The 26,327-nt window shown below is 59.7% G+C and carries 24 protein-coding genes; 5 read left to right on the forward strand and 19 right to left on the reverse strand.

Features of this window, described 5'->3' with window-relative positions; all coding sequences use genetic code 11:
- Window positions 1–49 precede the first annotated feature (49 nt).
- Window positions 50–364, forward strand: a complete 315-nt coding sequence (locus tag HW090_RS03405; protein ID WP_179112158.1) for a type II toxin-antitoxin system RelE/ParE family toxin — start codon at window positions 50–52, stop codon at window positions 362–364.
- Between the two features lie 5 nt (window positions 365–369).
- On the forward strand, window positions 370–657 hold the full coding sequence (nadS, locus tag HW090_RS03410) for a NadS family protein (RefSeq protein WP_179112159.1): 288 nt from the start codon (window positions 370–372) through the stop codon (window positions 655–657).
- 301 nt (window positions 658–958) lie between these two features.
- On the opposite strand, the gene HW090_RS03415 is transcribed toward nadS, so the two are convergent.
- From HW090_RS03415 to HW090_RS03440, 6 genes are all read right to left on the reverse strand, one after another.
- Window positions 959–2,044: an AI-2E family transporter gene (locus tag HW090_RS03415; RefSeq protein ID WP_179112160.1), complete on the reverse strand. Its 1,086-nt coding sequence runs from the start codon at window positions 2,042–2,044 to the stop codon at window positions 959–961.
- Window positions 2,045–2,067: 23 nt separating this feature from the next.
- Window positions 2,068–2,865 (reverse strand): DUF4892 domain-containing protein, encoded by a 798-nt coding sequence (locus HW090_RS03420; RefSeq protein WP_179114810.1) that lies wholly within the window; start codon window positions 2,863–2,865, stop codon window positions 2,068–2,070.
- Between the two features lie 203 nt (window positions 2,866–3,068).
- Complete coding sequence (locus HW090_RS03425) at window positions 3,069–3,491, reverse strand: hotdog fold thioesterase (RefSeq protein WP_179114811.1); 423 nt, start codon at window positions 3,489–3,491, stop codon at window positions 3,069–3,071.
- Window positions 3,492–3,548: 57 nt separating this feature from the next.
- Entirely contained in the window at window positions 3,549–4,004 is a 456-nt protein-coding gene (gene sixA / locus HW090_RS03430; protein WP_179112161.1) for a phosphohistidine phosphatase SixA, read from the reverse strand.
- A complete protein-coding gene (locus HW090_RS03435; RefSeq protein WP_179112162.1) occupies window positions 4,001–4,327 on the reverse strand; it encodes a DUF4389 domain-containing protein in 327 nt (108 codons plus the stop codon). Before HW090_RS03435 ends, sixA begins: the two co-directional genes overlap by 4 nt.
- Window positions 4,324–5,367 carry an NAD(P)H-dependent glycerol-3-phosphate dehydrogenase gene (locus HW090_RS03440; RefSeq protein ID WP_179112163.1) on the reverse strand — a complete coding sequence of 348 codons (1,044 nt, stop codon included), beginning with the start codon at window positions 5,365–5,367 and terminating at the stop codon, window positions 4,324–4,326. The genes HW090_RS03435 and HW090_RS03440 overlap by 4 nt, the downstream gene beginning before the upstream one ends.
- A gap of 419 nt (window positions 5,368–5,786) precedes the next feature.
- Here HW090_RS03440 and fabA point away from each other — a divergent pair, with 419 nt between their 5' ends.
- From fabA to HW090_RS03455, 3 genes are all read left to right on the forward strand, one after another.
- Complete coding sequence (gene fabA / locus HW090_RS03445; protein WP_179112164.1) at window positions 5,787–6,302, forward strand: 3-hydroxyacyl-[acyl-carrier-protein] dehydratase FabA; 516 nt, start codon at window positions 5,787–5,789, stop codon at window positions 6,300–6,302.
- A gap of 11 nt (window positions 6,303–6,313) precedes the next feature.
- A complete protein-coding gene (gene fabB / locus HW090_RS03450) occupies window positions 6,314–7,531 on the forward strand; it encodes a beta-ketoacyl-ACP synthase I (protein WP_179112165.1) in 1,218 nt (405 codons plus the stop codon).
- Window positions 7,532–7,642: 111 nt separating this feature from the next.
- On the forward strand, window positions 7,643–9,061 hold the full coding sequence (locus tag HW090_RS03455; protein ID WP_179112166.1) for an IS1182 family transposase: 1,419 nt from the start codon (window positions 7,643–7,645) through the stop codon (window positions 9,059–9,061).
- Window positions 9,062–9,178: 117 nt separating this feature from the next.
- Here the strand turns inward: HW090_RS03455 and HW090_RS03460 are convergent, their stop codons facing one another.
- The 13 genes from HW090_RS03460 to sdhC all read right to left on the reverse strand — a co-directional run bounded on the left by HW090_RS03460 (window position 9,179) and on the right by sdhC (window position 26,028).
- Window positions 9,179–10,195 carry an amidohydrolase family protein gene (locus HW090_RS03460; RefSeq protein ID WP_179112167.1) on the reverse strand — a complete coding sequence of 339 codons (1,017 nt, stop codon included), beginning with the start codon at window positions 10,193–10,195 and terminating at the stop codon, window positions 9,179–9,181.
- Between the two features lie 157 nt (window positions 10,196–10,352).
- A complete protein-coding gene (gene htpG, locus HW090_RS03465; protein WP_179112168.1) occupies window positions 10,353–12,257 on the reverse strand; it encodes a molecular chaperone HtpG in 1,905 nt (634 codons plus the stop codon).
- Between the two features lie 144 nt (window positions 12,258–12,401).
- A complete protein-coding gene (locus tag HW090_RS03470; protein ID WP_179112169.1) occupies window positions 12,402–13,127 on the reverse strand; it encodes a DUF599 domain-containing protein in 726 nt (241 codons plus the stop codon).
- Complete coding sequence (gene brnQ, locus HW090_RS03475) at window positions 13,127–14,443, reverse strand: branched-chain amino acid transport system II carrier protein (protein ID WP_179112170.1); 1,317 nt, start codon at window positions 14,441–14,443, stop codon at window positions 13,127–13,129. Before brnQ ends, HW090_RS03470 begins: the two co-directional genes overlap by 1 nt.
- Window positions 14,444–14,524: 81 nt before the next feature.
- Window positions 14,525–15,400 carry a succinate--CoA ligase subunit alpha gene (gene sucD / locus HW090_RS03480; RefSeq protein WP_179112171.1) on the reverse strand — a complete coding sequence of 292 codons (876 nt, stop codon included), beginning with the start codon at window positions 15,398–15,400 and terminating at the stop codon, window positions 14,525–14,527.
- Window positions 15,401–16,567: an ADP-forming succinate--CoA ligase subunit beta gene (gene sucC, locus HW090_RS03485; RefSeq protein WP_179112172.1), complete on the reverse strand. Its 1,167-nt coding sequence runs from the start codon at window positions 16,565–16,567 to the stop codon at window positions 15,401–15,403.
- Window positions 16,568–16,862: 295 nt separating this feature from the next.
- Window positions 16,863–18,299, reverse strand: a complete 1,437-nt coding sequence (lpdA, locus tag HW090_RS03490; protein ID WP_179112173.1) for a dihydrolipoyl dehydrogenase — start codon at window positions 18,297–18,299, stop codon at window positions 16,863–16,865.
- A 92-nt stretch (window positions 18,300–18,391) separates the two neighbouring features.
- Window positions 18,392–19,612 carry a 2-oxoglutarate dehydrogenase complex dihydrolipoyllysine-residue succinyltransferase gene (gene odhB, locus HW090_RS03495; RefSeq protein ID WP_179112174.1) on the reverse strand — a complete coding sequence of 407 codons (1,221 nt, stop codon included), beginning with the start codon at window positions 19,610–19,612 and terminating at the stop codon, window positions 18,392–18,394.
- A 69-nt stretch (window positions 19,613–19,681) separates the two neighbouring features.
- Complete coding sequence (locus tag HW090_RS03500; protein ID WP_179112175.1) at window positions 19,682–22,513, reverse strand: 2-oxoglutarate dehydrogenase E1 component; 2,832 nt, start codon at window positions 22,511–22,513, stop codon at window positions 19,682–19,684.
- Between the two features lie 286 nt (window positions 22,514–22,799).
- On the reverse strand, window positions 22,800–23,504 hold the full coding sequence (locus HW090_RS03505) for a succinate dehydrogenase iron-sulfur subunit (RefSeq protein WP_179112176.1): 705 nt from the start codon (window positions 23,502–23,504) through the stop codon (window positions 22,800–22,802).
- Window positions 23,505–23,515: 11 nt separating this feature from the next.
- Entirely contained in the window at window positions 23,516–25,288 is a 1,773-nt protein-coding gene (gene sdhA, locus HW090_RS03510) for a succinate dehydrogenase flavoprotein subunit (protein WP_179112177.1), read from the reverse strand.
- A gap of 3 nt (window positions 25,289–25,291) precedes the next feature.
- Window positions 25,292–25,660: a succinate dehydrogenase, hydrophobic membrane anchor protein gene (gene sdhD, locus HW090_RS03515; RefSeq protein WP_179112178.1), complete on the reverse strand. Its 369-nt coding sequence runs from the start codon at window positions 25,658–25,660 to the stop codon at window positions 25,292–25,294.
- Window positions 25,654–26,028 (reverse strand): succinate dehydrogenase, cytochrome b556 subunit, encoded by a 375-nt coding sequence (gene sdhC / locus HW090_RS03520; protein WP_179112179.1) that lies wholly within the window; start codon window positions 26,026–26,028, stop codon window positions 25,654–25,656. The genes sdhD and sdhC overlap by 7 nt, the downstream gene beginning before the upstream one ends.
- Between the last annotated feature and the right edge of the window lie 299 nt (window positions 26,029–26,327).

The following is a 26,327-nucleotide window of genomic DNA, read 5'->3' on the forward strand; positions in this document are numbered from 1 at the left end:
GAATAGATCAGCAGTTGCTACATGTACGCCATTGACGCACAATGAAGACATGATTTTCATCGAAACTCCAATTTTCACCAAGCAGCTACGCGAGCTCTTGGATGACGATAGCTATGCAGCCTTCCAACGCACCCTGGCTGATCGCCCAGAGCAAGGTGATGTTATCGAAGGCACGGGAGGCATTCGTAAAGTACGGGTGGCCTCCAGTGGGCGCGGAAAGCGAGGTGGCTCCAGAGTTATCTACTACCACTTCTCATCGGCCTCACAGATCGCGCTACTGCTGATCTACCCAAAGAATGAAAAAGACGACTTGAGCACAGAGGAACGCAAAGCGCTCAAGCACATCATCGAACGGTGGAGGTAATCACCATGAGCAAATTTTTCGACGACCTTCTGGAGAGCGTCCAACAGATGGATGAAATCCATCGCGGCGAGAGGCAACCATCAAGGGAGTTCACTGTAGACGCACTGCAGGTGAAGGAGATCCGTAAGGCAACTGGTCTGACTCAGGCCCGGTTCGCTGCAATGATCGACGTTCAGCTCGGCACTCTACGCAATTGGGAACAGGGACGCCGCGAACCAACAGGGCCAGCCAAAGCCTTGTTACGGGCGATCCACAATGATCCAGCACACGTTATTCAGGCACTCGCGAACTGACACTGATCGGCTCCAGCAGCAAGCACCGTGTATGCCCACGTGTATGCCTAACGAGTCACTATCTGGCAAAACAGATAAATAACAGCAACTTACAGATCAAGTTCAAATGACTGCGTACCACCAAACAAATCAAAGGGTTAGCTTAGGCCAGCCCTTTTTTGTTTCTGGCGAGAGCAGAATGCCACAGACAGAGTCAAATCCACTGATAGGCCGATCCCCCCTCACGGCAAAGCTGCTGCCACACATAGGCCTCAACTCAGTACCAGAACCCCTGGTTACTACAGGACCAAAGCACGCACGGTCATGACGGCGTTTTTTCTCTGGGCACCGACGCGGCGCCTTTGACCGTAGCGCCTGGAACTTCCTTGATCACCCAATCACCAAGCAGGCTGTAAGCGACGGCCAGCAGTGTCGGACCGAGGAAGAGGCCCATGAAACCGAACGCCAGCACGCCCCCGAAGACACCGAGCAACACCACCACCAACGGCAGATTTCCACCGCGACTGATCAGGTAGGGCTTGAGTACGTTGTCCACACCACTGATGACGAACATGCCCCAGATGCCGAGGAAAATCCCCATGCCATAGTCGCCCTGCCAGAACAGCCAGGCCACCACAGGGCCCCAGATCAGCGGAGGTACCATCAGGAAGCTGAAAGCGAACGTCAGCAAGCCAAGGACCAGTGCGCCCGGCACACCAGCGATGGTGAATCCGATATAGGCCAGCAGCGCCTGCGCCGCCGCCGTGCCGATCACCCCGTTGACCACACGCTGCACAGTGCCCGCCACCAGCTCCAGGTAATGATCGACTCGCTCGCCGATCAGGCGATACAGCACGTTACGTACGAAAGTGGCCAGGTGTGGGCCATCGCGATAGAAGAAGAACACCAGGACCAGGCTCAGCGCCAGCTCCAGCATACCTCCACCGATACGGGCACTGCGCACCAGTAGCCAATTGCCAACCTGGCCGATGTAGGGCCGAACCGAAGCAAACAGCGCCGTCCCCTGCTCACCCACACGCTGCCAGAAATCCAGCAGGCGATCACCGACCAGAGGCACCTGCCCCAACCAGTCCGGTGGAGGTGGCATGCCGTCGACCTGAATGTTGTGCATCAGGGCATTGGCGTCGCGAATGTAGTCGGCAATATTGAATCCCAGCCAGACCAGCGGGACCGCGACCAACACCATCCAGCCCAGCGTCAGGAGGGTTGCCGCCAGGGTCGCGTTGCCCTTCAGCCAACGTGTCAGGATGCGCATCAGCGGCCAACTGGCGAAAGCCAGCACAGCCGCCCAGAACAGGGCAGAGACGAAAGGCGCCATCACCCACAGGCAGGCGCCCAGCAATGCCAGCAGCAGGATTTGCACCAGAAGACGATCATTGTTGAGCATGGCCAGAATCCTTCCGTCAGGAATTAACGCAGCAATCCGACCGAAAGTCCTGCCTGCTCGCCATCATCGACCTCAAGCCGCGAAGCTCGGATACGTTCATTCACCAACGCATCGCGCCAGGCCTCAGCCGAGTCGCCTGAGAGAACGACCCGCAGGGTGCTGTCCAAGCGCAACATACTGGCCAGCACAGCAACCCAGGGCGCCTGCGGTTCACCTGACAGATGCGCCAGTTGCAACGCGCCAGCACTGCGCAATTGGCGTAGCAGAGTGGCCGCCGTCGGCAGGATGTCCGCGACCGACTGCTCGGTGGCCAGCCTTTCCACTTGCAGATAGGAGCGCCCATTGCCACGGGTGATGCCATAGAGTGCGTACAGACTCTGCTCATCACGCACCAGCAAGTAGCCCTGCTGGGCATCCGGTCCGTACAGGCTCGAGCGCCCGAAGACCTCATTGGCCCAGAGGCTGCTGGAGCCACACTCGCGCCCTTCACACCAGAACAACAATTGCCCACCGGAGTCGAGCAAGGCCTGACGGGCCTGCGTAAAAGCCTCCATACCTGAATGTGCCGCAGGCAACTGGTAAGTGATACGTGTCAGTTCGCCAGAACGCACCACCTGCGCGCTCATGCGCAACTGGCCACTGATACGGCGAATCGCATCCTGGGGATAGATGCGCTCGGCAACGGCCTCTTCGCGGAAATCGATGATCTGCGCCTGGGGATAGCGCGGCAGTATCTCCAGATCTTTGCTACCCGCAGGCTCCGAACTCCAGGCAACGGAGGAAACCAGCAGGGCCAGTCCTGCAATCCATGGACTACGCATCATCTCGTACCTCAATGGATCGAACGCACGGGAGTGATAAAACACGGGCAACCAGGGTGGGAAGGCACAATAGGGGTCATGTATGAAGGCTCGAAAAAGGCGATGCGCCAGCCTCACCAGTTGTCCGCGGCAAGTCAAGAAAGGCTTTGCGACATTGTCTTGCACGCGGGTGGCCAGCGCCGCTCACGATCACAGAAGCCGCCCTAGAGCGGAATCACCGCCACGGTCAGGCGAGAGATGCAACTCGGCTTGCCGTCCTCTCCAGCCAGGCGGATGTCCCAGACGTGGGTCGAACGCCCAAGGTGAACCGGCGTACACACAGCACTCACACGCCCACTGCGCAGGCCTCGCAAGTGGTTGGCGTTGACCTCCAACCCGACACACTGGAAGCGCGTGGAGTCGATGCACAGGTAGCTGGCCATGGAACCGAGTGTTTCCGCCAGCACCACCGAGGCACCGCCGTGCAACAGGCCATAGGGCTGATGGGTTCGCGCATCCACCGGCATGCTTGCGCTGAGTGAGTGTTCGTCGAAAGACTCGAAGCGGATATCCAACACCTCGCCAATGCTGCCCTTCATGCTTGCATTCAACGCGGCGAGGTCGGGTTCGTGCTGCCAGATACTCATCATGGGCCTCCTTCGAGGAACAAAGCGCAAGATTGCAGAGGCCAGCCTGCCGCCTGGTCAAGGATGATGCAAGGTCACCAGGTTCATCAGCCCGACAGCCACCGCCTCTCCCTCAAGCCTGGCCAGGCTGCCAGTGCTCATTGGCAGAGGATCGCTGCGATGGCCGTTGATCAACCAGCCTGCCAACTCGCCGACGAAAGGCTGGTGGGTCACCAGCAGGATATTCGCCTCGGTACGAAGGTCCAGTTGCCGCAGCGCCTCGGCTGGGTCTGCGTCGGGAATCAGCCAGTCATGGGTTTCGCAGAGCCCTTCATAGCCCAGCACCTGCCGAACCACCTCTGCAGTCTGCTGCGCGCGCCGGTAAGGGCTGACCAGTATCACCTGCAAGGACTCCCCCAAGAGGCGCCGGGCATTACGCGCCACTTCCTGGCGGCCCTCGTCGGTCAGATGACGATCCGGGTCATGCGAGGTCCGCCGCTCCGCCTCGCCGTGGCGCAACAGCCAGAGGTTCATGCCTTCGGCTCCTCGGGCGTGACCACTTGCACCACCTCGATATCGGCAGGGCGTGGCAACGGCCAGTCGGACAGCGGCCAGGGTTTGCGCTCGCTATTGAAAGTGGCATACCGACCGATCTGCGCCAGGTACTGGCTCAGGCTGTCGCCGAACGCCTGCAAACCCGGCCTGATCGAGCCCTGCACCAGGCGCAGTATCAGTTGCGCCAGCACCACGGCGAGCAGCAACAGCTCGGCCAGTTGCCAGACGAAGAAAAAGACCAGCAGCCAGAAGCCCCTCAGGATGAGGGACTCGCGCTCGGCAATACGTCGGATACGATTCATTTCACGACCTCACCATTCATCATTCCATCAATGGATATGAAATCCACATCGGTCTTGGGTTCGCCACGCATCAGCATCGCGATGACCTGGTCCAGGGTACGCCCCTCGAACAGCACGGCATGCAGCCCTGCCACCAGCGGCATGTAGACTTGCAGCACCTCGGCCTGGGATTTGAGCACCTTGATGGTGTTGACGCCTTCGGCGACCTCCCCAAGACGCGATACTGCTTCCTCGAGGCTGAGCCCTTCGCCCAGGGCATGCCCCACCTGGAAATTGCGGCTCTTCGACGACGTACAGGTGACGATCAGGTCACCGACCCCCGCCAACCCCAGGAAGGTGATCGGATTCGCCCCGAGCTTCACAGCGAACCGGGTCATTTCGGCCAGCGCCCGGGTAATCAGCATGCTGCGGGTGTTTTCGCCCATGCCCATGGCCGCAGCCATGCCGGCCATGATGGCATAGACGTTCTTCAATGCACCGCCAAGCTCGACGCCGAAACGGTCGGAGCTGGCATAGACGCGGAAGGTCGGGCCATGCAGCACCGACTGCACATCGCGGCACAGGGCTTCGTCGGCACTGGCAACGACCGTGGCGGTCAGCGCATGCTCCGCCACCTCGCGCGCAAGGTTCGGCCCGGACAGCACACCGATGCGCGCCTGCGGCGCTATGTCTTCGAGAATCTGGCTCATCAGCCTAAAGCCCTGCGCCTCGATGCCCTTGGTCGTACTGATCAGCGACTTGCCTGCCAGCAATGCCGCGTGGGGCTGCAATGCCTGACGCAGGGCGCTGGAAGGCAAAGCCACGAAAATCAGCTCGCTACCGGTCAGCGCGGCAACCAGATCGCTCACGGGGATCACCCGCTCATGGATGTGCACCCCCTTCAGGTAGCGAGGATTCTGGCGCAGGCTGCGAATACTCTCGGCCTGTTCCGCATCACGCATCCAGAGCAGCACCGGATGCCCATTCTCGGCCAGCAGGTTGGCGATCGCCGTACCGAAGCTGCCACCACCGAGAACCGCAATGGATTGCTGTTGTGTCATGAGATTTCCATCATTCGCCACTCGACAGTGGCCAGCGGGCCATTATACGCGCCCGCGCCAGGCAAGGCGAAACACGCGGAACAAGCCTCCCGGCAAGGTCGGGAACGCTTGAAACACCTGTTACGACCATTGTCGAAACAGTGCAAACAGTCACTATCTCGCCCTTTTTGACCAATCTACGACGAAACATCGTCAGCCTCTACGTTCTTCACTGCCCCCGGTAGTGTTAAAGTAGCGTCCGTTTTTTGCCTTTGCCGCCTGCCGGCTCTGGAAAATTGTGTGAAGTGAAGGATGCCCCCACGTTCTGTGACTTTGTGCACAACGCGGAAGTCTATGAGTAGTCCTATGATCAGGCTCTCGGATTCCAGGGGCCGATGAACGCAGCAAGCCCTCCAGAAAAGGGCGATTGAGGAAGACGCATGACCAAACAACAGGCATTCACTCGGGAAGACCTGCTTCGTTGCAGCCGCGGCGAACTGTTCGGCCCCGGTAATGCACAACTGCCCGCTCCGAACATGCTGATGGTCGATCGCATCGTTCACATCAGTGAAGTGGGTGGCAAATATGGCAAAGGCGAACTGGTTGCGGAGCTGGATATCAATCCGGACCTCTGGTTCTTCGGTTGCCATTTCGAGGGCGATCCCGTCATGCCGGGATGCCTGGGCCTGGACGCCATGTGGCAGCTGGTAGGCTTCTACCTGGGCTGGCAGGGCAATCCCGGACGCGGACGCGCCCTGGGTTCGGGCGAAGTGAAGTTCTTCGGCCAGGTCCTGCCGACCGCCAAGAAAGTCACCTACAACATTCATATCAAGCGCACCATCAGTCGCTCGCTGATCCTCGGCATCGCCGACGGCACAGTCAGTGTCGATGGGCGTGAAATCTACAGTGCCGAAGGTCTGCGTGTCGGCCTGTTTTCCTCCACTGACAGCTTTTAAGGGTTATCCGCATGCGCCGTGTCGTGATCACCGGTCTGGGCATCGTTTCCTGCCTCGGCAATGACAAAGAAACCGTTTCCGCCAACCTGCGCGCTGGCCGCTCCGGTATCCGCTTCAACCCGGAATACGCCGAGATGGGCCTGCGTAGCCAGGTTTCCGGCTCCGTCGACATCAACCTCGACGAAGCGATCGACCGCAAGGTCCGCCGTTTCGTTGGCGATGCCGCCGGCTATGCCTTCCTGGCGATGGAACAGGCCGTCAAGGATTCCGGCCTCAGCGAAGACCAGGTCTCCAACCCGCGCACCGGCCTGATCGCCGGCTCCGGCGGTGCTTCCACCTTCAACCAGATGGAAGCTCTGGACATCCTGCGCGAGAAAGGCGTCAAGCGTGTCGGCCCGTACCGTGTGACCCGTACCATGAGCAGCACCGTTTCCGCCTGCCTGGCTACCCCGTTCAAGATCAAGGGCCTGAACTACTCGGTCGCCTCGGCCTGCGCCACCAGTGCCCACTGCATCGGCCTGGCCATGGAGCAGATCCAGCTCGGCAAACAGGACGTGGTCTTCGCCGGCGGCGGTGAGGAAGAACACTGGAGCCAGAGCTTCCTGTTCGACGCCATGGGCGCACTGTCCAGCCAGTACAACGAAACCCCGCAGCAAGCCTCCCGCGCCTACGACGCCAAGCGTGACGGTTTCGTCATCGCCGGCGGTGGCGGCATGGTGGTGGTCGAGGAGCTGGAACACGCCCTCGCCCGCGGCGCCCATATCTACGCCGAGATCGTCGGCTATGGCGCAACGTCCGATGGCTACGACATGGTTGCCCCGAGTGGCGAAGGCGCCATCCGCTGCATGCAGCAGGCGCTGTCCACCGTCAACACGCCGATCGACTACCTGAACACGCACGGCACCTCGACCCCGGTTGGCGATGTCGCCGAGATCAAGGGTGTGCGCGCCGTGTTCGGCGACAAGGCCCCGCTGATCAGCTCGACCAAGAGCCTGTCCGGTCACTCGCTGGGCGCCGCTGGCGTACACGAAGCGATCTACAGCATCCTGATGATGCAAGGCCGCTTCATCGCCGCCTCGGCCAACATCGAAGAGCTGGACCCGGAAGTCGCCGATCTGCCGATCCTGCGCGAAACCCGCGAGAACGTCGACGTCGACACCGTGATGAGCAACAGCTTCGGTTTCGGTGGCACCAACGCCACGCTGGTACTGCAACGCTGGAAAGGCTGATTCCCGGCCCTTTATGAAAACGGCGCCTTTGCAGACTGTGTGAAAACCTAGCAATCTGCTTGGTGCTTTAAGAAAATGCTCCGGATCGTAAGATACGGAGCATTTTTTGTTATGGCCTATATCCAAGGGGAGTCCCGTAACCAGACCAGTCTGTTCCCTGTCTCGCTGGAAGAACTAATCCCTGAGGATCATCTCGTTCGTGTCATCGACCTGTATGTTGCCAGTCTGGATCTAGGGCACCTAGGTTTTGACAAAGCCCAGCCCAAGGCGACTGGACGCCCCTCTTACGACCCTGCCGATCATCTAAGACTCTACCTCTACGGCTATTTTCAACGCATCCGCTCGTCACGGCGTCTTGAAACAGAATGCCAACGCAACATTGAAGTGATGTGGTTGATCAATCGGCTCAAGCCCGACTTCAAGACCATTGCTGATTTTCGCAAGAACAACAAAGCCGCGTTCGTTTCTACGTGCCGAACCTTTGTACAGTTCTGTCGACCTGCTGGCCTGATTGCTGGTGATTTGGTAGCGATTGATGGCAGTAAATTTCAAGCAGTAGCGTCCTCTCGCCGCCATTTGAGCTTAAGTCAGCTCAAGCGACAGGATGAAAAGCTGGATAAGCGCATCGCCCAATATCTGGCCGAGCTGGACGCTGCAGACAAGGCTGAAGCAGAGCAAGTGATTGATCGCAACGCGATCAAGGCGGCCTTGGTGAAGCTAGAGTCCAAGCAACGGGACAATCGAAGCTGCCAAGCCTTGATGGAGTCTATGGATCTGGAACAGTTCAACACGCATGAAAGCGATGCCCGAATGATGCGTACACCAAAGGGGCCGCGTGTTGCTTATAACGTGCAGTCCGCTGTCGACGCCGAGCACTGTCTGATTTTGCACCACGAGGTGACTCAGGACAGTGACGACCGTAAACAGCTCGAGCCAATGGCGAAAGCTGCCAAGGCGCATCTGGAGCAGGACGCTCTGACGGTCACAGCGGATATGGGCTACTCGAATGCTCAGCAGTTTCAAGCATGCGAGGACGTATCCATTACGGCATACGTACCACCAAGCAGAACCTCTAATCCAGGCGGAGAAGCACTCTTCGGGCGAAAGGACTTTACCTACGATACCGAACAGGATCGGTATCAATGCCCGGCAGGCAAGTTGCTAAGCCTGAAACAGTGCTCAAAAGGCAGCCGGATCTATCAGGCAGCGGTTAGCGACTGTACAGCGTGCGCACTGAAAACCCAATGCACGACAGCTCAGCGCCGCTATGTCTCGCGTCACGCGCAGGAAGAAGCTTTCGAGCGTATGGAGCAGAGGATGGAATTGCACCCAGAGATGATGGTGCGACGCAGGTCCATCGTCGAGCATCCATTTGGCAACCTCAAGCAATGGCTATTTGGAAATGGGCGGTTCTTGCTACGACAACTTGATGGAGCTAGGGCTGAAATGGCCTTGGCAACTACTGCCTACAACCTCAAACGAGCAATCAGCGTTCTGGGCATTCGGAAAATGGTGCAGTTGATAGGCTAAAAGGCCTTTTCCAGTACAAAAAACAAACGCCCGAACAAGTCGGGGCGTTTGGTTTAAGGCCTGCCAGTGTGTTTTCACACAGTCTGTTTGGGCGCCGTTTTCGTTTCCAGTCATCGCTCAGTCAGCGATTTCACGCTGCCGCTTCTTCGGCAGGATCGACAGGAAATTGTCCCGCGCCACCTGCATCGCGACATCCTCGGGCAAGGCATCGAGGAAGGGTGCAAAGCCCTGCAATACCTCCCCCACGCGATCGAACGAACCCACCACATCCGAGCCCAGCATAAACCGCGTCGGGTAGTGTTCGACCAGCTTCACCCATCCCGCATCAGGCCGCCCCTTGGCATCGAGCAGGTACGGTTCCAGCACGGTCCAGGACAGGTCGATATAGAGATTGGGATAGGCCTCCAGCAGACGGGTCACCGTTGGCAACAGGAACTCCAGTTTCTCCTGATGACGGTGCAATTCCATGCTGGTCCCGGCATGCGCCCAGATGAAACGGGTCTTCGGGTGCTTCTCCAGTGACTCCTCCAGTTCCTCCAGATAGAGCGGGTTGCGCTCGCGCTTGGAGGTGATGTTGGAATGCAACATCACCGGCAGGTCGAATTCGGCTGCCAGTCGGTATACCCGTGCCAGCGCCTCGTTGTTGGCACGCGGCGCATCGCCATGAATCAGGGCGGTCAAGTCATCGTGACGGGTGAAGATCTCGCCGATACCCTGCCAGAGCCCTGGATCGAGTTCGAGCATGCGCCGGATATGCGCATCGGCGTTCTTGTCGTTGGGATTGAAGCCCGACAGGAAGGGGTGGAAGCGATCCTGCTGCTCAGCCGTCAGCTGTTTGTAGGCATGGGCGATCAACACATCGGTGGCGCTGTACCAGTAGGCGTTGGCATCGTCGCCTGCGTAATAGCGCGGCCGCTTGGGTTCGTTCTCGTCCCACTTCTTCGCCACCGGGATACCGGAGAGCATGATGTGGTCGATGGCGGCCTCGTCCATCTGCCGCAGCAGTTTGTTCATGCCGTCGGTTTCCTGGAAGAAGTCGACGTAGTGCAGGTGGGCATCGCTGTAGCGGTAGTCACGGGCCTGGGCCACGGAAACCAGTAACAGCGCGAACAGGCAGAGAACACAACGGGGCATGGACAAACGGAACTCCTCATGCGGCAAAGGTGAATTCCATAGACCGCCAAAGGAAGTTTTCCGTTCAGCGCCAGGACTCAACCAGCAAGGTCCGCTTCTGCCGCATGAAAAAGAACGCCCCGGCAAGCCAGGGCGTTCGTCTGTCGCTCGACAAACGTCAGGCGGACAGTTCCACCAGCAGCTTGTTCAGACGCTGCACATAGGCGGCAGGGTCTTTCAGGCTGTCACCGGCGGCCAGGGCGGCCTGGTCGAAGAGGATGTGCGAAAGATCGGTGAAGCGGTCTTCATCCGGCTCGGCATCCAGCTTCTCGATCAGCGGGTGAGTCGGGTTGAATTCGAAGATCGGCTTGGAGTCCGGCACTTTCTGCCCACTGGCCTCGAGGATCTGGCGCATCTGCAAGCCCAGGTCCTGCTGGCCGATGGCGAGGATCGCCGGCGAGTCGGTCAGGCGATGGGACACACGCACCTCGGCGACTTCGTCGCCCAACGCGGTCTTCAGGCGCTCGACCAGCCCTTCCTTGTCCTTGGCGACTTCTTCCTGGGCCTTCTTGTCCTCCTCCGAGTCCAGGCTGCCGAGGTCCAGATCGCCACGGGCGACGTCGACGAACCGCTTGCCATCGAACTCGCTCAGGTGGCTCATCAGCCACTCGTCGATACGGTCGGTGAGCAGCAGTACCTCGATGCCTTTCTTGCGGAACACTTCCAGGTGCGGGCTGTTCTTGACTTGGTCATAGGACTCGCCGGTAAGGAAGTAGATCTTGTCCTGGCCTTCCTTGAAGCGCGACACGTAGTCGGCCAGCGCAACGACCTGCTCGCCGCCCTCGCCAGCCGTAGAGGCGAAACGCAACAGACCCGCGATTTTCTCCTTATTGGCGAAGTCTTCCGCCGGACCTTCCTTGAGCACCTGGCCGAATGCCTTCCAGAAGCTCTTGTACTGCTCGGTATCGTTCTTCGCCAGCTTCTCCAGCATGTCCAGCACGCGCTTGGTCAACGCCGACTTCATCGAGTCGATGACCGGGTCTTTCTGCAGGATCTCGCGGGAGACGTTCAGCGACAGGTCATTGGAGTCCACCACACCCTTGATGAAGCGCAGGTACAGCGGCAGGAACTCGTCGGCCTGGTCCATGATGAACACGCGCTGCACATAGAGCTTGAGGCCCTTGGGCGCTTCGCGGTGATACAGGTCGAACGGCGCGCGAGTCGGCACATAGAGCAGCGAGGTGTATTCCAGCTTGCCCTCGACCTTGTTGTGGCTCCAGGCCAGCGGGTTGTCGAAGTCGTGGGAGACGTGCTTGTAGAACTCCTGGTACTGCTCGTCCGTCACCTCGGTGCGCGGGCGGGTCCACAGCGCACTAGCGCGGTTGACGGTTTCCCATTCGGGCTCGGCCGGTTTGTCTTCTTCCTTGCCGACGTGCTCTTTCGGCAGCTCGATCGGCAGGGCGATATGGTCCGAGTACTTCTTGATCACATTGCGCAGGCGCCAGCCATTGGCGAAGTCGCTTTCATCTTTCTTCAGGTGCAGCACGATACGCGTACCGCGCTCGGGCTTGTCGATGGTGGCGATCTCGAAATCACCCTCGCCCTTCGACGACCAGTGCACGCCCTCGCTGGCCGGCAGGCCTGCGCGGCGGGTGAAGACTTCGACCTGTTCGGCGACGATGAAGGCCGAGTAGAAACCCACGCCGAATTGGCCGATCAGGTGCGAATCCTTCTTCTGGTCACCGGAAAGGTTCTTCAGGAAGTCGGCGGTACCGGACTTGGCGATGGTGCCCAGGTGCGCGATGGTTTCGTCGCGGCTCATGCCGATACCGTTGTCATCGAGGGTGACGGTATTGGCTTCGGCGTCGAAACTGACGCGGATCCTCAGCTCATCGCCGCCTTCCAGCAACTCGGGCTTGGCCAGTGCTTCGAAACGCAGCTTGTCGACCGCATCGGATGCGTTGGAGACCAACTCGCGAAGGAAGATTTCCTTGTTGGAATACAGCGAGTGAATCATCAGGTGAAGCAGTTGCTTCACTTCGGTCTGGAAGCCAAGGGTCTCTTTTTGAGTCTCCGCACTCATCCTACATCCTCCAATCATCAATGGCAGGGACCGCTACTGCGGCGATGCGAACAAAGATGGGGGCGTGCAGGATGTTTTCAAGGGCGCGGGATGCCCGGATCGAATGATTGCCATACGCATCATTTCCAAACCAGGACCTGCCCGCTACTCCAGAGGCGTCTCCACCGCAGAAGTCGGGGTGTAGACCATTACCTTGAGCACGTCTGAATGGAACTCGCGGCGGTAGAGAATCACCACGACGCCAGCCGTCACCAGCATGAAGAACCATGGGTTGATGAACCAGGATAGGATCGACATGCCGAAATAATAGGCGCGCAAGCCGAAGTTGAACTGGTTGGCCGCCATCGATATGACCCTTGCCGCCCGCTTGGCGAAAGCCCTGCGCTCCAGGTCGCTGACATTGTGCTCGCCGACCATCGGTGCGGACGCCACCAGAATCGCCGCGAAGTTGTACTGGCGCATGCACCAACTGAACGTGAAGAAGGCATAGACGAACACCACCGCCAGCCCCAGCAGCTTGATCTCGGACAGCCCGCGACTGGCCGGCTGCGCGAACGGCAGGTCACCCAGCAGCGACACCGCACGCTCGGAAGCCCCCAGCGCCGTGACGATACCGGCCAGGATGATCAGGGTGCTGGAGGCGAAGAACGCGGCATTGCGCTCCAGGTTGCCGATCACGTTGGCATCGGCGATGCGGTTGTCACGTTGCAGCAGGCGCCGCATCCAGTCCACCCGATAAAGGTGCAGCACGCTGGCCAGGCAAGCGGTGTCCCGCCCTCTCCACTCGGCATAGAAGGTGTAGCCCACCCAGCACACCAGGAACCAGCAGACAGCCAGCAGGTGCTGCCAATAATCGTGGATGAAGCTCATCAAGGTCTCTCCTGCAACAGCGGGCGGCCATGGATGCGGTCCCACAGGATCGCCAGGGCCAGCGTCGACACCACCGGCACCACCCAACCCAGGTTCAACCCCGCCAGGGGTAAACGGTCCAGCATCCAGGGCAAGGCGACATCGACCCCAGTCGAACGGAAGCCGTCGATCATGCCAAAGAACAACGTGACCGCCATGACAGGGATCATCACACGACTGGAAGACAGCCAGAAGCGGTCGAGCAGGCTCAACACGACCAACACGATCGCCAGCGGATAAAGCCCTGCCATCACGGGTATCGACAGACTGATCAGTTGGTTCAACCCGATATTGGACACAGCGAAACTGAACAATGTGAAGACCCACACCACGAGGCTGTAGGGAATACGCAGCAGATCGCTGAAAAACTCACCGCACGCCACCAGCAAACCGACACCGGTGGTAAGGCAGGCCAACAGGATCACACCGGACAACAGCAGAATGCCGCCCCGACCAAAGGTGTGCTCGACATAGGCGGTCAGCACCTGACCACCATTCTCGGCACCCTGGGCGACCTCATGGCTACCCGCACCCAGGTAGAAAAGCGACAGATAGACCGCCGACAGGCCCACCGCTGCGATCAGCCCGGCGATGCTGGTGTAGCGCGTGATCAGACCCAGGTCAGTGATGCCTCGTCCACGCACGGCAGTGGCGATGACCACGCCGAAGACCAGCGCTCCCAGCGCATCCATGGTCAGGTAGCCGTCCAGGAAGCCGTTCAGCATGGGTTGTTCACGGTAGCTGTCCGATGCCGCCCCCGGCGCGCCGGCCGGCATGAACAGCGCCGCGCCGCCAAGCACCAGCAAGGCCAGCAGCAGGACAGGCGTGACCACCTTGCCGACACGGTCGAGCAAACGCCCTGGCGAGAGCACGAAGAACAAGGCGACCGCGAAATAAAGCGATGTGTAGATGAGCAACGCGAGCGCACTGTCACCGACGAAAGGCACCACCCCGATCTCGAAGGAAACCACCGCCGTACGCGGCGTGGCGAACAGAGGCCCAACCGCCAGGTAGACCGCAACTGCCAGCAGTACACCCGCCTTGCGCCCCAAGGGTGCGGTCAGACCAGGCATGCCGCCACCGACACGCGCCAGGGCCACCACCGTCAGCAGTGGCAGACCGACACCGGTCAGAAGGAAGCCCGCGGCGGTGCTCCACAGACGATCCCCCGCCGCCAGCCCGGCACTGGCGGGGAAGATGATATTTCCCGCACCGAGAAACAACGCGAAGGTCAGGAAACCCAGCGCCAGCAGATCGAAACCTTTCAAACGAACCATCGGATATCAAGCATTCCAGAAGTACCGCCTTGCAAAAATGACAAAGGCCACACAACGGTGGCCTCTGCCCCCACACATCAATCAGCGCCAGCCCGTGACCTCGGCCAGCGCCTTGCCGATCTCGTCCAGTGAACGCACCGTTCGCACACCGGCATCTTCCAGAGCAGCGAACTTCTCCAGTGCGGTCCCCTTGCCACCCGAGATGATCGCCCCGGCATGCCCCATACGCTTGCCCGCTGGCGCCGTCACACCGGCGATATAGGACACCACCGGCTTGCTGACATGCGCCTTGATATAGGCTGCGGCCTCCTCCTCGGCACTGCCGCCGATTTCGCCGATCATCACGATGGCCTCCGTCTGCGGATCAGCCTCGAACAGTTCGAGCACATCGATGAAGCTGGTTCCGGGGATCGGGTCGCCGCCGATGCCGACGCAGGTCGACTGACCGAAACCCGCATCGGTGGTCTGCTTCACCGCCTCGTAGGTCAGGGTGCCGGAGCGCGAAACGATACCGACCTTGCCCGGCATATGGATGTGCCCCGGCTGGATGCCGATCTTGCAGGCGCCTGGCGTGATCACACCCGGGCAGTTAGGGCCGATCAGGCGCACGCCCAGCTCATCGCATTTGACCTTGACCTGCAGCATGTCCAGTGTGGGAATGCCCTCGGTAATGCAGACGATCAGCCGGATACCGGCAAAGGCCGCCTCGAGGATCGAATCCTTGCAGAAGGGTGCAGGCACATAGATGACCGATGCGTCGGCCCCCGTCTGCTCCACGGCTTCTTGTACCGTGTCGAATACGGGCAGCCCCAGGTGCTGCGTACCGCCCTTGCCCGGCGTAACGCCGCCCACCATGCGCGTGCCATAGGCAATCGCCTGTTCGGAGTGGAACGTGCCCTGGGCCCCAGTGAAGCCCTGACAGATGACGCGGGTATCCTTATCGATGAGGATGCTCATTCACTTGCCCTCCGCGGCTTTGACGACCTGCATGGCCGCATCGGTCAGGCTGGTGGCACCGATGATATTGAACCCGCTCTCGCCCAGCATTCTCGCGCCAAGCTCGGCATTGTTGCCCTCCAGGCGCACGACCACCGGCACCTTGACCCCGACCTCGCGCACGGCGTCGATGATGCCTTCGGCGATCATGTCGCAGCGCACGATGCCGCCAAAGATATTCACCAGCACCGCCACGACGTTGCTGTCGGAAAGAATGATCTTGAATGCTTCGCTGACCCGCTCGCCGGTCGCACCACCGCCCACGTCGAGAAAGTTGGCCGGACGGCCGCCATAGAGATTGACGATATCCATGGTGCCCATGGCCAGCCCCGCACCATTGACCATGCAGCCGATATTACCGTCCAGCGCTACATAGTTGAGCTCCCAGCGCGCGGCGAGGGATTCGCGCGGATCATCCTGGGAAGTGTCCTGCATGCCACGCAGCCGGGGCTGGCGATAGATCGCATTGCCGTCGATATTCAGCTTGGCATCCAGGCAATGCAGGTTGCCGTCCTTCTTGATCACCAGCGGGTTCACTTCCAGCAGCGCCAGGTCGTAATCGGCGAAGAGTTTCGCCAATCCCATGAAGATGCTGGTGAATTGCTTGACCTGCTCGCCCTGCAAGCCCAGTTGAAAAGCCAGCGCTCGCCCTTGGAAAGGCTGGGCGCCAACCAATGGGTCGATGGTGGCCTTGAGTATCTTCTCGGGTGTCTCATGGGCAACCCGCTCGATATCCATGCCGCCTTCGGTCGAGGCCATGAACACGACACGGCGGCTGGAGCGATCCACCACCGCACCGAGGTAGAGTTCCTTGGCGATCTCCGTGCAGGCTTCCACGAGAATCATGTTCACCGGCTGCCCGGCGGCATCGGTCTGATAGGTCGCCAGCCGCTCCCCGAGCCAGCGTTGGGCGAACGCACGCGCCTCGTCCTTGCTGTGCACCTTCTGCACCCCGCCCGCCTTGCCACGACCGCCGGCATGCACCTGTGCCTTGACGATCCACTCAGTACCACCAATCTTGTCGCACGCCTCGGCCGCTTCCTTCGGACTGTCCACGGCATAGCCTGTCGACACAGGCAATCCATACTCGGCGAACAGTTGCTTACCCTGATATTCGTGAAGATTCATGCTGGTCTACCATTGGTTGGACTTGTAGTGGTATTGCGCATTTCCGTCTCACAGCCAAGCCATTGAAAACTGCTCCGGCACTTTTCAATGACCTGTATCACTTAGAGCCTGTTACCGGCCTCGCGAGCCAGCGTCTTTTGGCACAGTCGGAGCAACGCACAGCAGACCTTGAACAGAGACTCTTAATACTTTAGTCGCACCCAGAAACGACAAAGCGCAGTGTTCCAGAGAACACTGCGCTTTGCCTAGGGGCCGGAGATGTTTGGAAAAACTCACCGGCCCACCACCACGAGAATCAGCGCTTCTTGCGGTTTGCCACGTGAATCGCATGGCCGTTCACTGCCAGGGCCGCTTCATGCAGCGCCTCGGACAGCGTCGGGTGCGAGAACACCATCAGGCCCAGGTCTTCGGCACTGGTACCGAATTCCATGCCGATCGCGCCCTGCTGAACCAGCTCGGCGGCGCTCGGGCCAATCACATGCACGCCCAGTACACGGTCGGTCTTGGCATCGGCGATGACCTTGACGAAACCGGCGGTATCATTGGCCGCCATGGCACGACCACTGGCCGCGAACGGGAAGGTACCCACGTTCACTTCGACACCCTCGGACTTCAGCACTTGCTCGGACTTGCCGACCCATGCGATTTCCGGGTGGGTGTAGATGACCGACGGGATCAGGTCGTAGTTCAGTTGCGCCTTGTGGCCAGCGATACGCTCGGCAACCACCACACCCTCTTCGGATGCCTTGTGCGCCAGCATCGCGCCACGCACCACGTCACCGATGGCGTAAACGCCCGGAACGCTGGTTGCGCAATAGTCGTCGACGAAGATGAATCCGCGCTCGTCGAGGTTGACACCGGAGTCGGCAGCCAGCAGCTCGGTGGTCACCGGGCGGCGGCCCACGGCCACGATCAGCTTGTCGAAAGTCTGCTGCTGTTCGCCATTGGCATCGGTGAAGTTGACGGTGACCTCGCGGCCCTCGATCTTCGAACCCGTGACACGGGCACCCAGGCGAATGTTCAGGCCTTGCTTGGTGAGGATCTTCTGGGCTTCCTTGGCGACCTGCTCATCGGCAGCGGGCAGGAACTTGTCCAGCGCTTCGATGACCGTCACTTCGGCACCCAGGCGAGCCCATACCGAGCCCAGCTCCAGACCGATCACACCCGCGCCGATGACGCCCAGGCGCTTCGGTACACTCTGGAAGTCCAGTGCGCCCGTGGAGTCGACGATGATGTCCTGATCCACCGGAGCCGGCGGGATATCGACCGGCTTGGAGCCGGAGGCCAGGATCACGTTCTCGGCCGCCAGCACTTCGGTGCTGCCGTCGGACTTGATGACTTCGACCTGCTTGCCGGCCAGCAGCTTGCCATGGCCTTCGAACAGGGTGACACCATTGGCCTTGAACAGCGCAGCAACGCCACCGGTGAGGTTTTTGACGATCTGGTCCTTGCGGCCAACCATGGTCGGCACGTCGATGGCAACGTCGCCAGTGCTGATCCCGTGGACCTTGAAGCTCTCGTGGGCTTCATGGAACTTGTAGGAGCTGTCCAGCAGCGCCTTGGACGGGATGCAACCGACGTTCAGGCAGGTACCGCCCAGTGCGGTCTTGCCTTCCTTACCCTGGTACTTCTCGATGCAAGCGGTCTTGAGACCCAGTTGTGCGGCCTTGATGGCAGCGACATAGCCGCCAGGACCCGCACCAATGACGACTACGTCGAATTTCTGACTCATAACGATCTCCTAAGGCTCGAGCTTCGAGCGGCAAGCCACAGGTCTGGACAGGAAAATCAGGCAGTCCGTGACCTGCGGCTTGTGGCTGTTGTTTAGATGTCCAGCAGCAGACGCGCCGGATCTTCCAGCAGATCCTTCAGGGTAACCAGGAAGGTGACCGCTTCCTTGCCATCGATCAGGCGGTGATCGTAGGACAACGCCAGGTACATCATCGGCAGGATGACGACCTGACCGTTGACGGCCATCGGACGCTCCTGAATCTTGTGCATGCCGAGGATCGCGGTTTGCGGCGGGTTGACGATCGGGGTCGACAGCAGCGAGCCGAACACACCACCGTTGGAGATGGTGAAGGTACCGCCGGTCATCTCTTCGATGGTCAGCTTGCCAGCCTTGGCTTTCTTGCCGTAGGCGTTGATGGTGCCCTCGATCTCGGCCAGGCTCATCTGCTCGGCATTGCGCAGGACAGGAACCACCAGGCCACGGTCGCTGGAAACGGCTACGCCGACATCCTGGTAGCCGTGGTAGACGATATCGTTACCGTCGATGGAGGCATTGACGCCCGGCTGGCGCTTGAGCGCTTCGGTGGCGGCCTTGACGAAGAAGGACATGAAGCCCAGGCGCACGCCATCGTGCTTCTTCTCGAACAGGTCCTTGTACTTGGCGCGCAGCTCCATGATCGGCTTCATGTTGACTTCGTTGAACGTCGTCAGCATGGCCATGGAGGATTGAGCCTCAACCAGACGCTCGGCAACCTTGGCACGCAGGCGGGTCATCGGCACGCGCTTCTCGACGCGGTCACCCGCGGCGAAGATCGGCGCGGATGCCGCTGGAGCAGCAGGCTTGGCAGCGGCAGCCGGAGCGGCGCCCTTGCCTTCGATGACAGCGACCACGTCTTCCTTGGTCACACGACCACCTTTGCCAGTGCCACTCAGGCTGTCGGCGGCGATGCCGTTCTCTTCGGCCAGCTTGCGCGCGGCAGGTGCGAGAATCGGATCCTGGCCAGCAGCGGCAGCAGGCGCAGCAGCTTCGGCAGGTGCAGCAGCAGGCGCGGCAGCGGCTGGAGCGGCGGCAGTAGCGCCGGCATCCAGTTTGCCCAGCAGTTCACCGCTCAGGACGGTGTCACCTTCGTTCTTGACGATTTCAGTCAGGACGCCATCCGCTTCGGCGAGAACTTCCATCACCACCTTGTCGGTTTCGATATCGACGATCAGTTCGTCACGCTTGACAGCCTCACCCGGCTTTTTGTGCCAGGTGGCAACGGTGCCGTCGGCAACCGATTCAGGGAATGTAGGGGCTTTGATCTCGATAGCCATTATTCAGGGATCCTATTGATTCGGTTTCTGCACCGAGGCCGCGAATAGCGCGGCCTCGGGTACGAATGGTTAAACGGTGAAAGCGTCCTGCAGCAGTTTCTCCTGCTGTTCGGCATGCAGCGAAGCATAACCGACTGCCGGGGAAGCGGAAGCATCACGACCGGCGTATTGCAGTACCAGTGCCTTGTCATGTGCCGCGATCACGCGACGCATGTGGTGCTGGCTGCAGTACCAGGCGCCCTGGTTCATCGGCTCTTCCTGACACCAGACGATATGCTTGAGGTTGCTGTAAGGCGCAAGCACTTCGGTCAGATCATCTTCCGGGAACGGATAGAGCTGCTCGATACGCACGATGGCGATGTCCTCGCGACCTTCGTTGCGACGCTTCTCCAGCAGGTCGTAGTAGACCTTGCCGCTGCACAGGACCACACGCTCGACCTTGGCGGCCTCGACCGGATCGACCTCCGGAATCACCGTCTGGAACGAACCCTGGGTCAGATCTTCCAGGGTCGAGATTGCCAGTTTGTGACGCAGCAGCGATTTCGGTGTCAGCGCAACCAGCGGCTTGCGCAGCGGGCGAATCGCCTGACGACGCAGCATGTGGTAGACCTGAGCCGGCGTGGTCGGGACGCAGACTTGGATATTGTGCTCTGCACACAATTGCAGGTAACGCTCCAGACGCGCCGAGGAGTGCTCGGGGCCCTGACCTTCATAGCCATGCGGCAGCAGCATGGTCAGGCCGCACAGACGACCCCACTTGTGCTCGCCACTGGTGATGAACTGGTCGACGACTACCTGGGCACCGTTGGCGAAGTCACCGAACTGGGCTTCCCAGATCACCAGCGCATTCGGCGTGGTGGAGGAATAGCCGTATTCGAACGCCAGAACCGCTTCCTCGGACAGGAAGGAGTCGTACAGGTCGAAGCGCGGCTGACCATCATAAAGGTGCTTCAGCGGCACATAAGTGCTGCCATCCTTCTGGTTGTGCAGCGCGGCATGGCGGTGGGAGAAGGTCCCGCGCCCCACGTCCTGGCCACTGATACGCACCGGATGACCTTCGAGCAGCAGGGTCGCATAAGCCATTGTCTCGGCGTAGCCCCAGTTGATCGGCAAGGCACCGGCGCCCATGCGCTGGCGATCCTCGTAGATCTTGGAAACCTGGCGCTGTACGACGAAGCCTTCAGGCGTCTGCAGCAGTTTGCTGGACAGTTCCTGCAGGGTCTTCAGCTCGAAGCGGGTATCGTGACGCGCAGTCCAGGCGTGGCCCAGGTACGGACGCCAGTCGACGAACAGTTCCTTGTTCGGCTCCTTGACCAGGCTCTTGACCACGTGCAGGCCATTGTCCAGGGCCGTACGGTACTCGTCGATCTTGGCTTGCACACCGGAAGCGTCAAGCACGCCACCTTGAACCAGGGCATCGGCATAGAGCTCACGCGTGGTGCGCTGCTTGGCGATCTTCTGATACATCAGCGGCTGGGTGCCGCTCGGCTCGTCCGCCTCGTTGTGACCGCGACGGCGATAGCAAACCAGGTCGATGACGATATCGCGCTTGAACTGCATGCGATAGTCGACGGCCAGTTGCGTAACGAACAGGACAGCTTCCGGATCATCCGCGTTCACGTGGAAGATCGGTGCCTGGATCATCTTGGCAACGTCGGTGGCGTACTCGGTGGAACGAGTATCCTCCGGACGGCTGGTGGTGAAACCAACCTGGTTGTTGATCACGATACGGATGGTACCGCCAGTCTTGTACGCACGGGTCTGCGACATCTGGAAGGTTTCCATCACCACGCCCTGACCGGCGAATGCCGAGTCACCGTGGAGGGTCACTGGCAACACTTTGTCGCCGACCGGATCGTTGCGACGGTCCTGGCGGGCACGCACCGAACCCTCGACCACCGGAGACACGATCTCCAGGTGCGACGGGTTGAACGCCATGGCCAGGTGGATTTCGCCGCCCGGGGTCATCACGTTGGAAGAAAAGCCCTGGTGATACTTCACGTCACCCGAGCTGAGGCCTTCCACACGCTTGCCTTCGAACTCGTCGAACAGGTCGCGCGGGTTCTTGCCGAAGGTATTCACCAACACGTTCAGACGGCCACGGTGAGCCATGCCGATGACGATTTCCTTGGTGCCGTAGGAGCCGGAACGCTGGATGATCTCGTCGAGCAGCGGAATCAGGCTTTCACCGCCTTCCAGACCGAAACGCTTGGTGCCCGGGTATTTGGTACCCAGGTACTTTTCCAGGCCTTCGGCGGCCGACAGGCGCTCGAGCAGGTGATCCTTGATCTGTGCCGAATAGGCAGGACGGCCACGCACACTCTCGAGGCGCTGGATGAACCAGTTGCGCTGCTCGGAATCGACGATGTGCGCATACTCGGCACCGATGGTGCGGCAATATGTCTCTTGAAGGATCTGCAGGATTTCACGCAGGCTAGCCTGATCTTTGCCAATGGCCAGATCACCCGTACGGAAGACGGTATCCAGGTCGGCATCGGTCAGTGCGTAGTTGCTGACGGAAAGATCCACAGGCGCAACGCGCTGCTGAAGCCCCAGCGGATCGAGCTGGGCGGCCTGGTGGCCCCGCAGGCGATAAGCCTGGATCAGGCGCAGTACCTCAACCTGCTTCTTCTCATGCTCGCTGCTGACGCTACCAGCCGAGACAGGCTGGGCACGCCGCTGATTCTTCGCCAGTAAAATGAACTGGTCGCGGATCGTCGAGTGAGAAACATCAGCAGCAGTGCCGGCGTCGGCAGGCAGCTTCTGAAAGTAATTGCGCCACTCTTCGGGCACGGAATTGGGGTCGTGCAGGTAGAGCTCATAAAGCTCTTCCACATAGGCAGCGTTGCCACCGGATAAGTGGGCACTGTCCCACATGCGCTGCATTACGCTTTCTTGCATGTTTGGTCACCTTCGGTAAGGAGGCACCACCAGCGTGGAAACCGCAGCATGACTTCCCAAGTTCTGAAGCAGCGACTCAGGTAAAGCCACCACGGACCCCGCAGATAGTTTCCGGGCTCCCACCCGGTTGCTCCTGCTGGCCATCAAATTTCCAGATTGAAGAACCGACCTTCTGAGTCAGAACTTCACTAAAACTACGGCGCCGTCGTAGATCACTCCGGCGCCGCAGGTGTTACGGTAAAGCAATGTTGCATCTCGGGCCGCTAGACCATCGATGCAGCCACCATCAGGTAGCGCTCTGCAGCAACATGTTGCGAACGTGACCAATTGCCTTGGTCGGGTTCAACCCTTTCGGGCAAACGTTCACGCAGTTCATGATGCCACGGCAGCGGAATACGCTGAACGGATCATCCAAGGCAGCCAGACGATTTTCCGTCTCCGTGTCCCGGCTGTCTGCCAGGAAGCGGTATGCCTGCAGCAAAGCGGCCGGACCGAGGAACTTGTCGGGGTTCCACCAGAAAGACGGGCAACTGGTGGAACAGCACGCACACAGGATGCACTCGTAGAGCCCATCCAGTTTCTCACGATCCGCCGGGCTTTGCAGACGCTCAATCGCCGGAGCAGGCGTATTGTTCATCAGGTAAGGCCGGACTTTCTCGTACTGCTTGTAGAAGATGCTCATATCGACAACCAGGTCACGAATGACCGGCAGCCCTGGCAGAGGACGAACCACCAGCTTGTTACCCTTGACCACGGAGGACAACGGGGTAATGCAAGCCAGGCCGTTCTTGCCATTGATGTTCATGCCATCGGAACCGCACACGCCTTCACGGCAGGAACGGCGATAGGAGAAACCTTCGTCCTGTTCTTTTATCAGCGCCAGGACATCCAGAACCATCAGGTCCTTGCCGCCTGTATCAACCTGAAATTCCTGAACATAAGGTTTTTCATCATGATCGGGGTTGTAGCGATAAACACTCACTTGCAACATTTGGGGCGACCTCAGTATGTCCGAACCTTGGGTTCGAATGCCGGCACAGTCTTAGGAGCGAAGTTCACCGCGCGCTTGGTCACGCGCTTCTCTCCCGGGAAGTACAGGGTATGGCAGAGCCAGTCCTTGTCGTCACGCTCCTCGTAGTCTTCACGAGCGTGGGCGCCACGGGACTCCTTGCGCTCTTCCGCTGCGATCGCGGTAGCCTCGGCCACTTCGAGCAGGTTCTGCAGCTCAAGCGCTTCGATACGAGCGGTATTGAAGGATTGGCTCTTGTCGGAGATCTTGACGTTGGCGATGCGCTCGCGCAGGTCCGCCAGTTGGGCGATACCTTTCTGCATGTACTCACCGGTGCGGAACACACCGAAGTAGTTCTGCATGCAGCTCTGCAGTTCCTTGCGCAGCGGCGCAACGTCTTCGCCAGTGGTGCGTTCGTTGACACCGGCAAGGCGCTTGAAGGATTGCTCCAGGTCGGTATCGGAAGCAGCACGGTGCTCGATGCCCTCCTTGAGGGCTTTCTCCAGGTGCAAGCCAGCAGCGCGACCGAAGACCACCAGGTCGAGCAGCGAGTTACCACCCAGGCGGTTGGCGCCATGCACCGATACGCAGGCAACCTCACCCACGGCGAACAGACCATCGATGATGGTGTCGTTGCCATTGGCATCCTGAGTGATGGCCTGACCATGAATGTTGGTGGCAACGCCGCCCATCATGTAGTGGCAAGTCGGGATGACCGGAACAGGCGCGAGCACAGGGTCGACGTGAGCGAAGGTTTTGGACAGCTCACAGATACCTGGCAGGCGGCTGTGCAGAACTTCTTCACCCAGGTGATCGAGCTTCAGCAGTACGTGGTCCTTGTCAGGGCCACAGCCGTTACCGGCAATGACTTCCTTGACCATCGAACGCGCAACGACGTCACGACCAGCAAGGTCCTTCGCGTTGGGCGCATAACGCTCCATGAAGCGCTCGCCATGGGCGTTGATCAGGTAGCCACCCTCGCCACGGCAACCTTCGGTCACCAGTACGCCGGCACCGGCGATACCCGTCGGGTGGAACTGCCACATCTCGATGTCCTGCACCGGAACACCGGCACGCAGGGCCATACCGACGCCGTCACCGGTGTTGATCAGGGCATTGGTGGTGGAGGCGTAGATACGGCCGGCACCGCCAGTGGCCAGGACGACAGCCTTGGAACGTATATAAACAGTCTCACCCGTCTCGATACAGATCGCGACGATACCGACGATGGCGCCATCCTGATTCTTCACCAGATCCACGGCGTACCACTCGTTGAGGAAGGAGGTACCGTTTTTCAGGTTGGCCTGGTAGAGCGTGTGCAGCAGCGCATGACCGGTACGGTCGGCAGCGGCGCAGGTACGTGCGGCCTGGCCACCCTTGCCGAAGTCCTTGGACTGGCCACCGAACGGACGCTGGTAGATACGCCCCTGTTCGGTACGCGAGAACGGCAGACCCAGGTGATCCAGTTCGAAAACGGCCTCTGGACCGACAGAGCACATGTACTCGATAGCGTCCTGGTCACCGATGTAGTCCGACCCCTTGACGGTGTCGTACATGTGCCAGCGCCAATCGTCATTCGGGTCGGAGGACGCGATGGCGCAGGTGATACCGCCCTGGGCCGAGACGGTATGGGAGCGGGTCGGGAACACTTTGGTCACGACAGCGGTCTTGTGCCCGCCTTGTGCCAGTTGCAGTGCGGCGCGCATGCCGGCACCGCCGCCGCCAACGATAATGGCGTCGAAGGAAAGCGTACGAATGTTAGCCATGGATCACATACCCCAAAGAATCTGCACACCCCAGACGAAGAATGTGAACATGGCGATGCCACACACTGCCTGGAAAAGGAAACGCACGACGGTCGCCCAGCGGCCAATCGCCATGTTGGTCAGGTAGTCAGTGGAGATCGTCCACATACCGACCCAGGCGTGAACGCTGAGGGCAACCAGAGCCAGAAGGCTGAAAATGCGCATCCAGTTGGACGAAAACAGCTCATGCCACTGCGCATACCCGAGGTCCGGATTGGCTATCAGATACCCAAGCAGGAACAAAAAATAAGCCGCAAGCACCACTGCAGAAACACGTTGCGCCATCCAATCGTAGAGACCGGATCGCGAAAAGTTCGTGACGTTGGTTACCATATCCACACCCCCAGCAGAACGATCAGTACCGCCGATACGACGATCACGATTTTCGAGCCCAGCTTGCCGCCTTCCAGCGTCTCACCAAGGCCAGCGTCCATTACCAGGTGACGGGCACCAGCCACCAAGTGGTACAACAGAGCGGACAACAGCCCCCAGATTATGAATTTGGCCAGCGGACTGGTCAGACACGCCTTGACATCGCCAAAGCCTTCCTCGGAAGACAGCGATGTGTCGAGCGCGAACAGCAGTATCGCAATACCAAAAAACAGAATGACACCGGATACACGGTGAAGAATCGACGTGTAAGCAGTGATTGGGAGTTTTATTGTCCTAAGATCTAGGTTTACAGGTCGTTGGCTTTTCACGGCTTCTTTTTCACACTTGAGAGCCCCAGAACGCAGGGCAAAGTTGTTGGGAAGAGTACACAGCAGTACCCGCTACCCACGAGTGACAACCTGCAGAAAACTGCCTGCCAGGCCCCTGCCGGTCGGTTTCCGAGTATAAACAGTTAGGACACTAATGACAATGTGGTGAAGTGCCACTAAAGGCTGATAGCGGCCTATATACGAATGTCGTAATCATATGCCCCATGTTGCGAATTCACCCCCGAAACCCCCTCTGCGACAGGGCTTCTCGCAAATTGACATTGAGATTTATCTCACTA

The sequence above is a fragment of the Pseudomonas sp. ABC1 genome (genome assembly GCF_013395055.1).
Taxonomy (GTDB): Bacteria; Pseudomonadota; Gammaproteobacteria; order Pseudomonadales; family Pseudomonadaceae; genus Stutzerimonas.

Excerpts from the sequence above, each read along its gene's own strand:
- HW090_RS03405 (WP_179112158.1), top strand. The coding sequence starts at position 50 with ATGATTTTCATCGAAACTCCAATTTTCACCAAGCAGCTACGCGAGCTC.
- nadS (WP_179112159.1), top strand. The coding sequence starts at position 370 with ATGAGCAAATTTTTCGACGACCTTCTGGAGAGCGTCCAACAGATGGAT.
- HW090_RS03415 (WP_179112160.1), bottom strand. The coding sequence starts at position 2,044 with ATGCTCAACAATGATCGTCTTCTGGTGCAAATCCTGCTGCTGGCATTG.
- HW090_RS03420 (WP_179114810.1), bottom strand. The coding sequence starts at position 2,865 with ATGCGTAGTCCATGGATTGCAGGACTGGCCCTGCTGGTTTCCTCCGTT.
- HW090_RS03425 (WP_179114811.1), bottom strand. The coding sequence starts at position 3,491 with ATGAGTATCTGGCAGCACGAACCCGACCTCGCCGCGTTGAATGCAAGC.
- sixA (WP_179112161.1), bottom strand. The coding sequence starts at position 4,004 with ATGAACCTCTGGCTGTTGCGCCACGGCGAGGCGGAGCGGCGGACCTCG.
- HW090_RS03435 (WP_179112162.1), bottom strand. The coding sequence starts at position 4,327 with ATGAATCGTATCCGACGTATTGCCGAGCGCGAGTCCCTCATCCTGAGG.
- HW090_RS03440 (WP_179112163.1), bottom strand. The coding sequence starts at position 5,367 with ATGACACAACAGCAATCCATTGCGGTTCTCGGTGGTGGCAGCTTCGGT.
- fabA (WP_179112164.1), top strand. The coding sequence starts at position 5,787 with ATGACCAAACAACAGGCATTCACTCGGGAAGACCTGCTTCGTTGCAGC.
- fabB (WP_179112165.1), top strand. The coding sequence starts at position 6,314 with ATGCGCCGTGTCGTGATCACCGGTCTGGGCATCGTTTCCTGCCTCGGC.
- HW090_RS03455 (WP_179112166.1), top strand. The coding sequence starts at position 7,643 with ATGGCCTATATCCAAGGGGAGTCCCGTAACCAGACCAGTCTGTTCCCT.
- HW090_RS03460 (WP_179112167.1), bottom strand. The coding sequence starts at position 10,195 with ATGCCCCGTTGTGTTCTCTGCCTGTTCGCGCTGTTACTGGTTTCCGTG.
- htpG (WP_179112168.1), bottom strand. The coding sequence starts at position 12,257 with ATGAGTGCGGAGACTCAAAAAGAGACCCTTGGCTTCCAGACCGAAGTG.
- HW090_RS03470 (WP_179112169.1), bottom strand. The coding sequence starts at position 13,127 with ATGAGCTTCATCCACGATTATTGGCAGCACCTGCTGGCTGTCTGCTGG.
- brnQ (WP_179112170.1), bottom strand. The coding sequence starts at position 14,443 with ATGGTTCGTTTGAAAGGTTTCGATCTGCTGGCGCTGGGTTTCCTGACC.
- sucD (WP_179112171.1), bottom strand. The coding sequence starts at position 15,400 with ATGAGCATCCTCATCGATAAGGATACCCGCGTCATCTGTCAGGGCTTC.
- sucC (WP_179112172.1), bottom strand. The coding sequence starts at position 16,567 with ATGAATCTTCACGAATATCAGGGTAAGCAACTGTTCGCCGAGTATGGA.
- lpdA (WP_179112173.1), bottom strand. The coding sequence starts at position 18,299 with ATGAGTCAGAAATTCGACGTAGTCGTCATTGGTGCGGGTCCTGGCGGC.
- odhB (WP_179112174.1), bottom strand. The coding sequence starts at position 19,612 with ATGGCTATCGAGATCAAAGCCCCTACATTCCCTGAATCGGTTGCCGAC.
- HW090_RS03500 (WP_179112175.1), bottom strand. The coding sequence starts at position 22,513 with ATGCAAGAAAGCGTAATGCAGCGCATGTGGGACAGTGCCCACTTATCC.
- HW090_RS03505 (WP_179112176.1), bottom strand. The coding sequence starts at position 23,504 with ATGTTGCAAGTGAGTGTTTATCGCTACAACCCCGATCATGATGAAAAA.
- sdhA (WP_179112177.1), bottom strand. The coding sequence starts at position 25,288 with ATGGCTAACATTCGTACGCTTTCCTTCGACGCCATTATCGTTGGCGGC.
- sdhD (WP_179112178.1), bottom strand. The coding sequence starts at position 25,660 with ATGGTAACCAACGTCACGAACTTTTCGCGATCCGGTCTCTACGATTGG.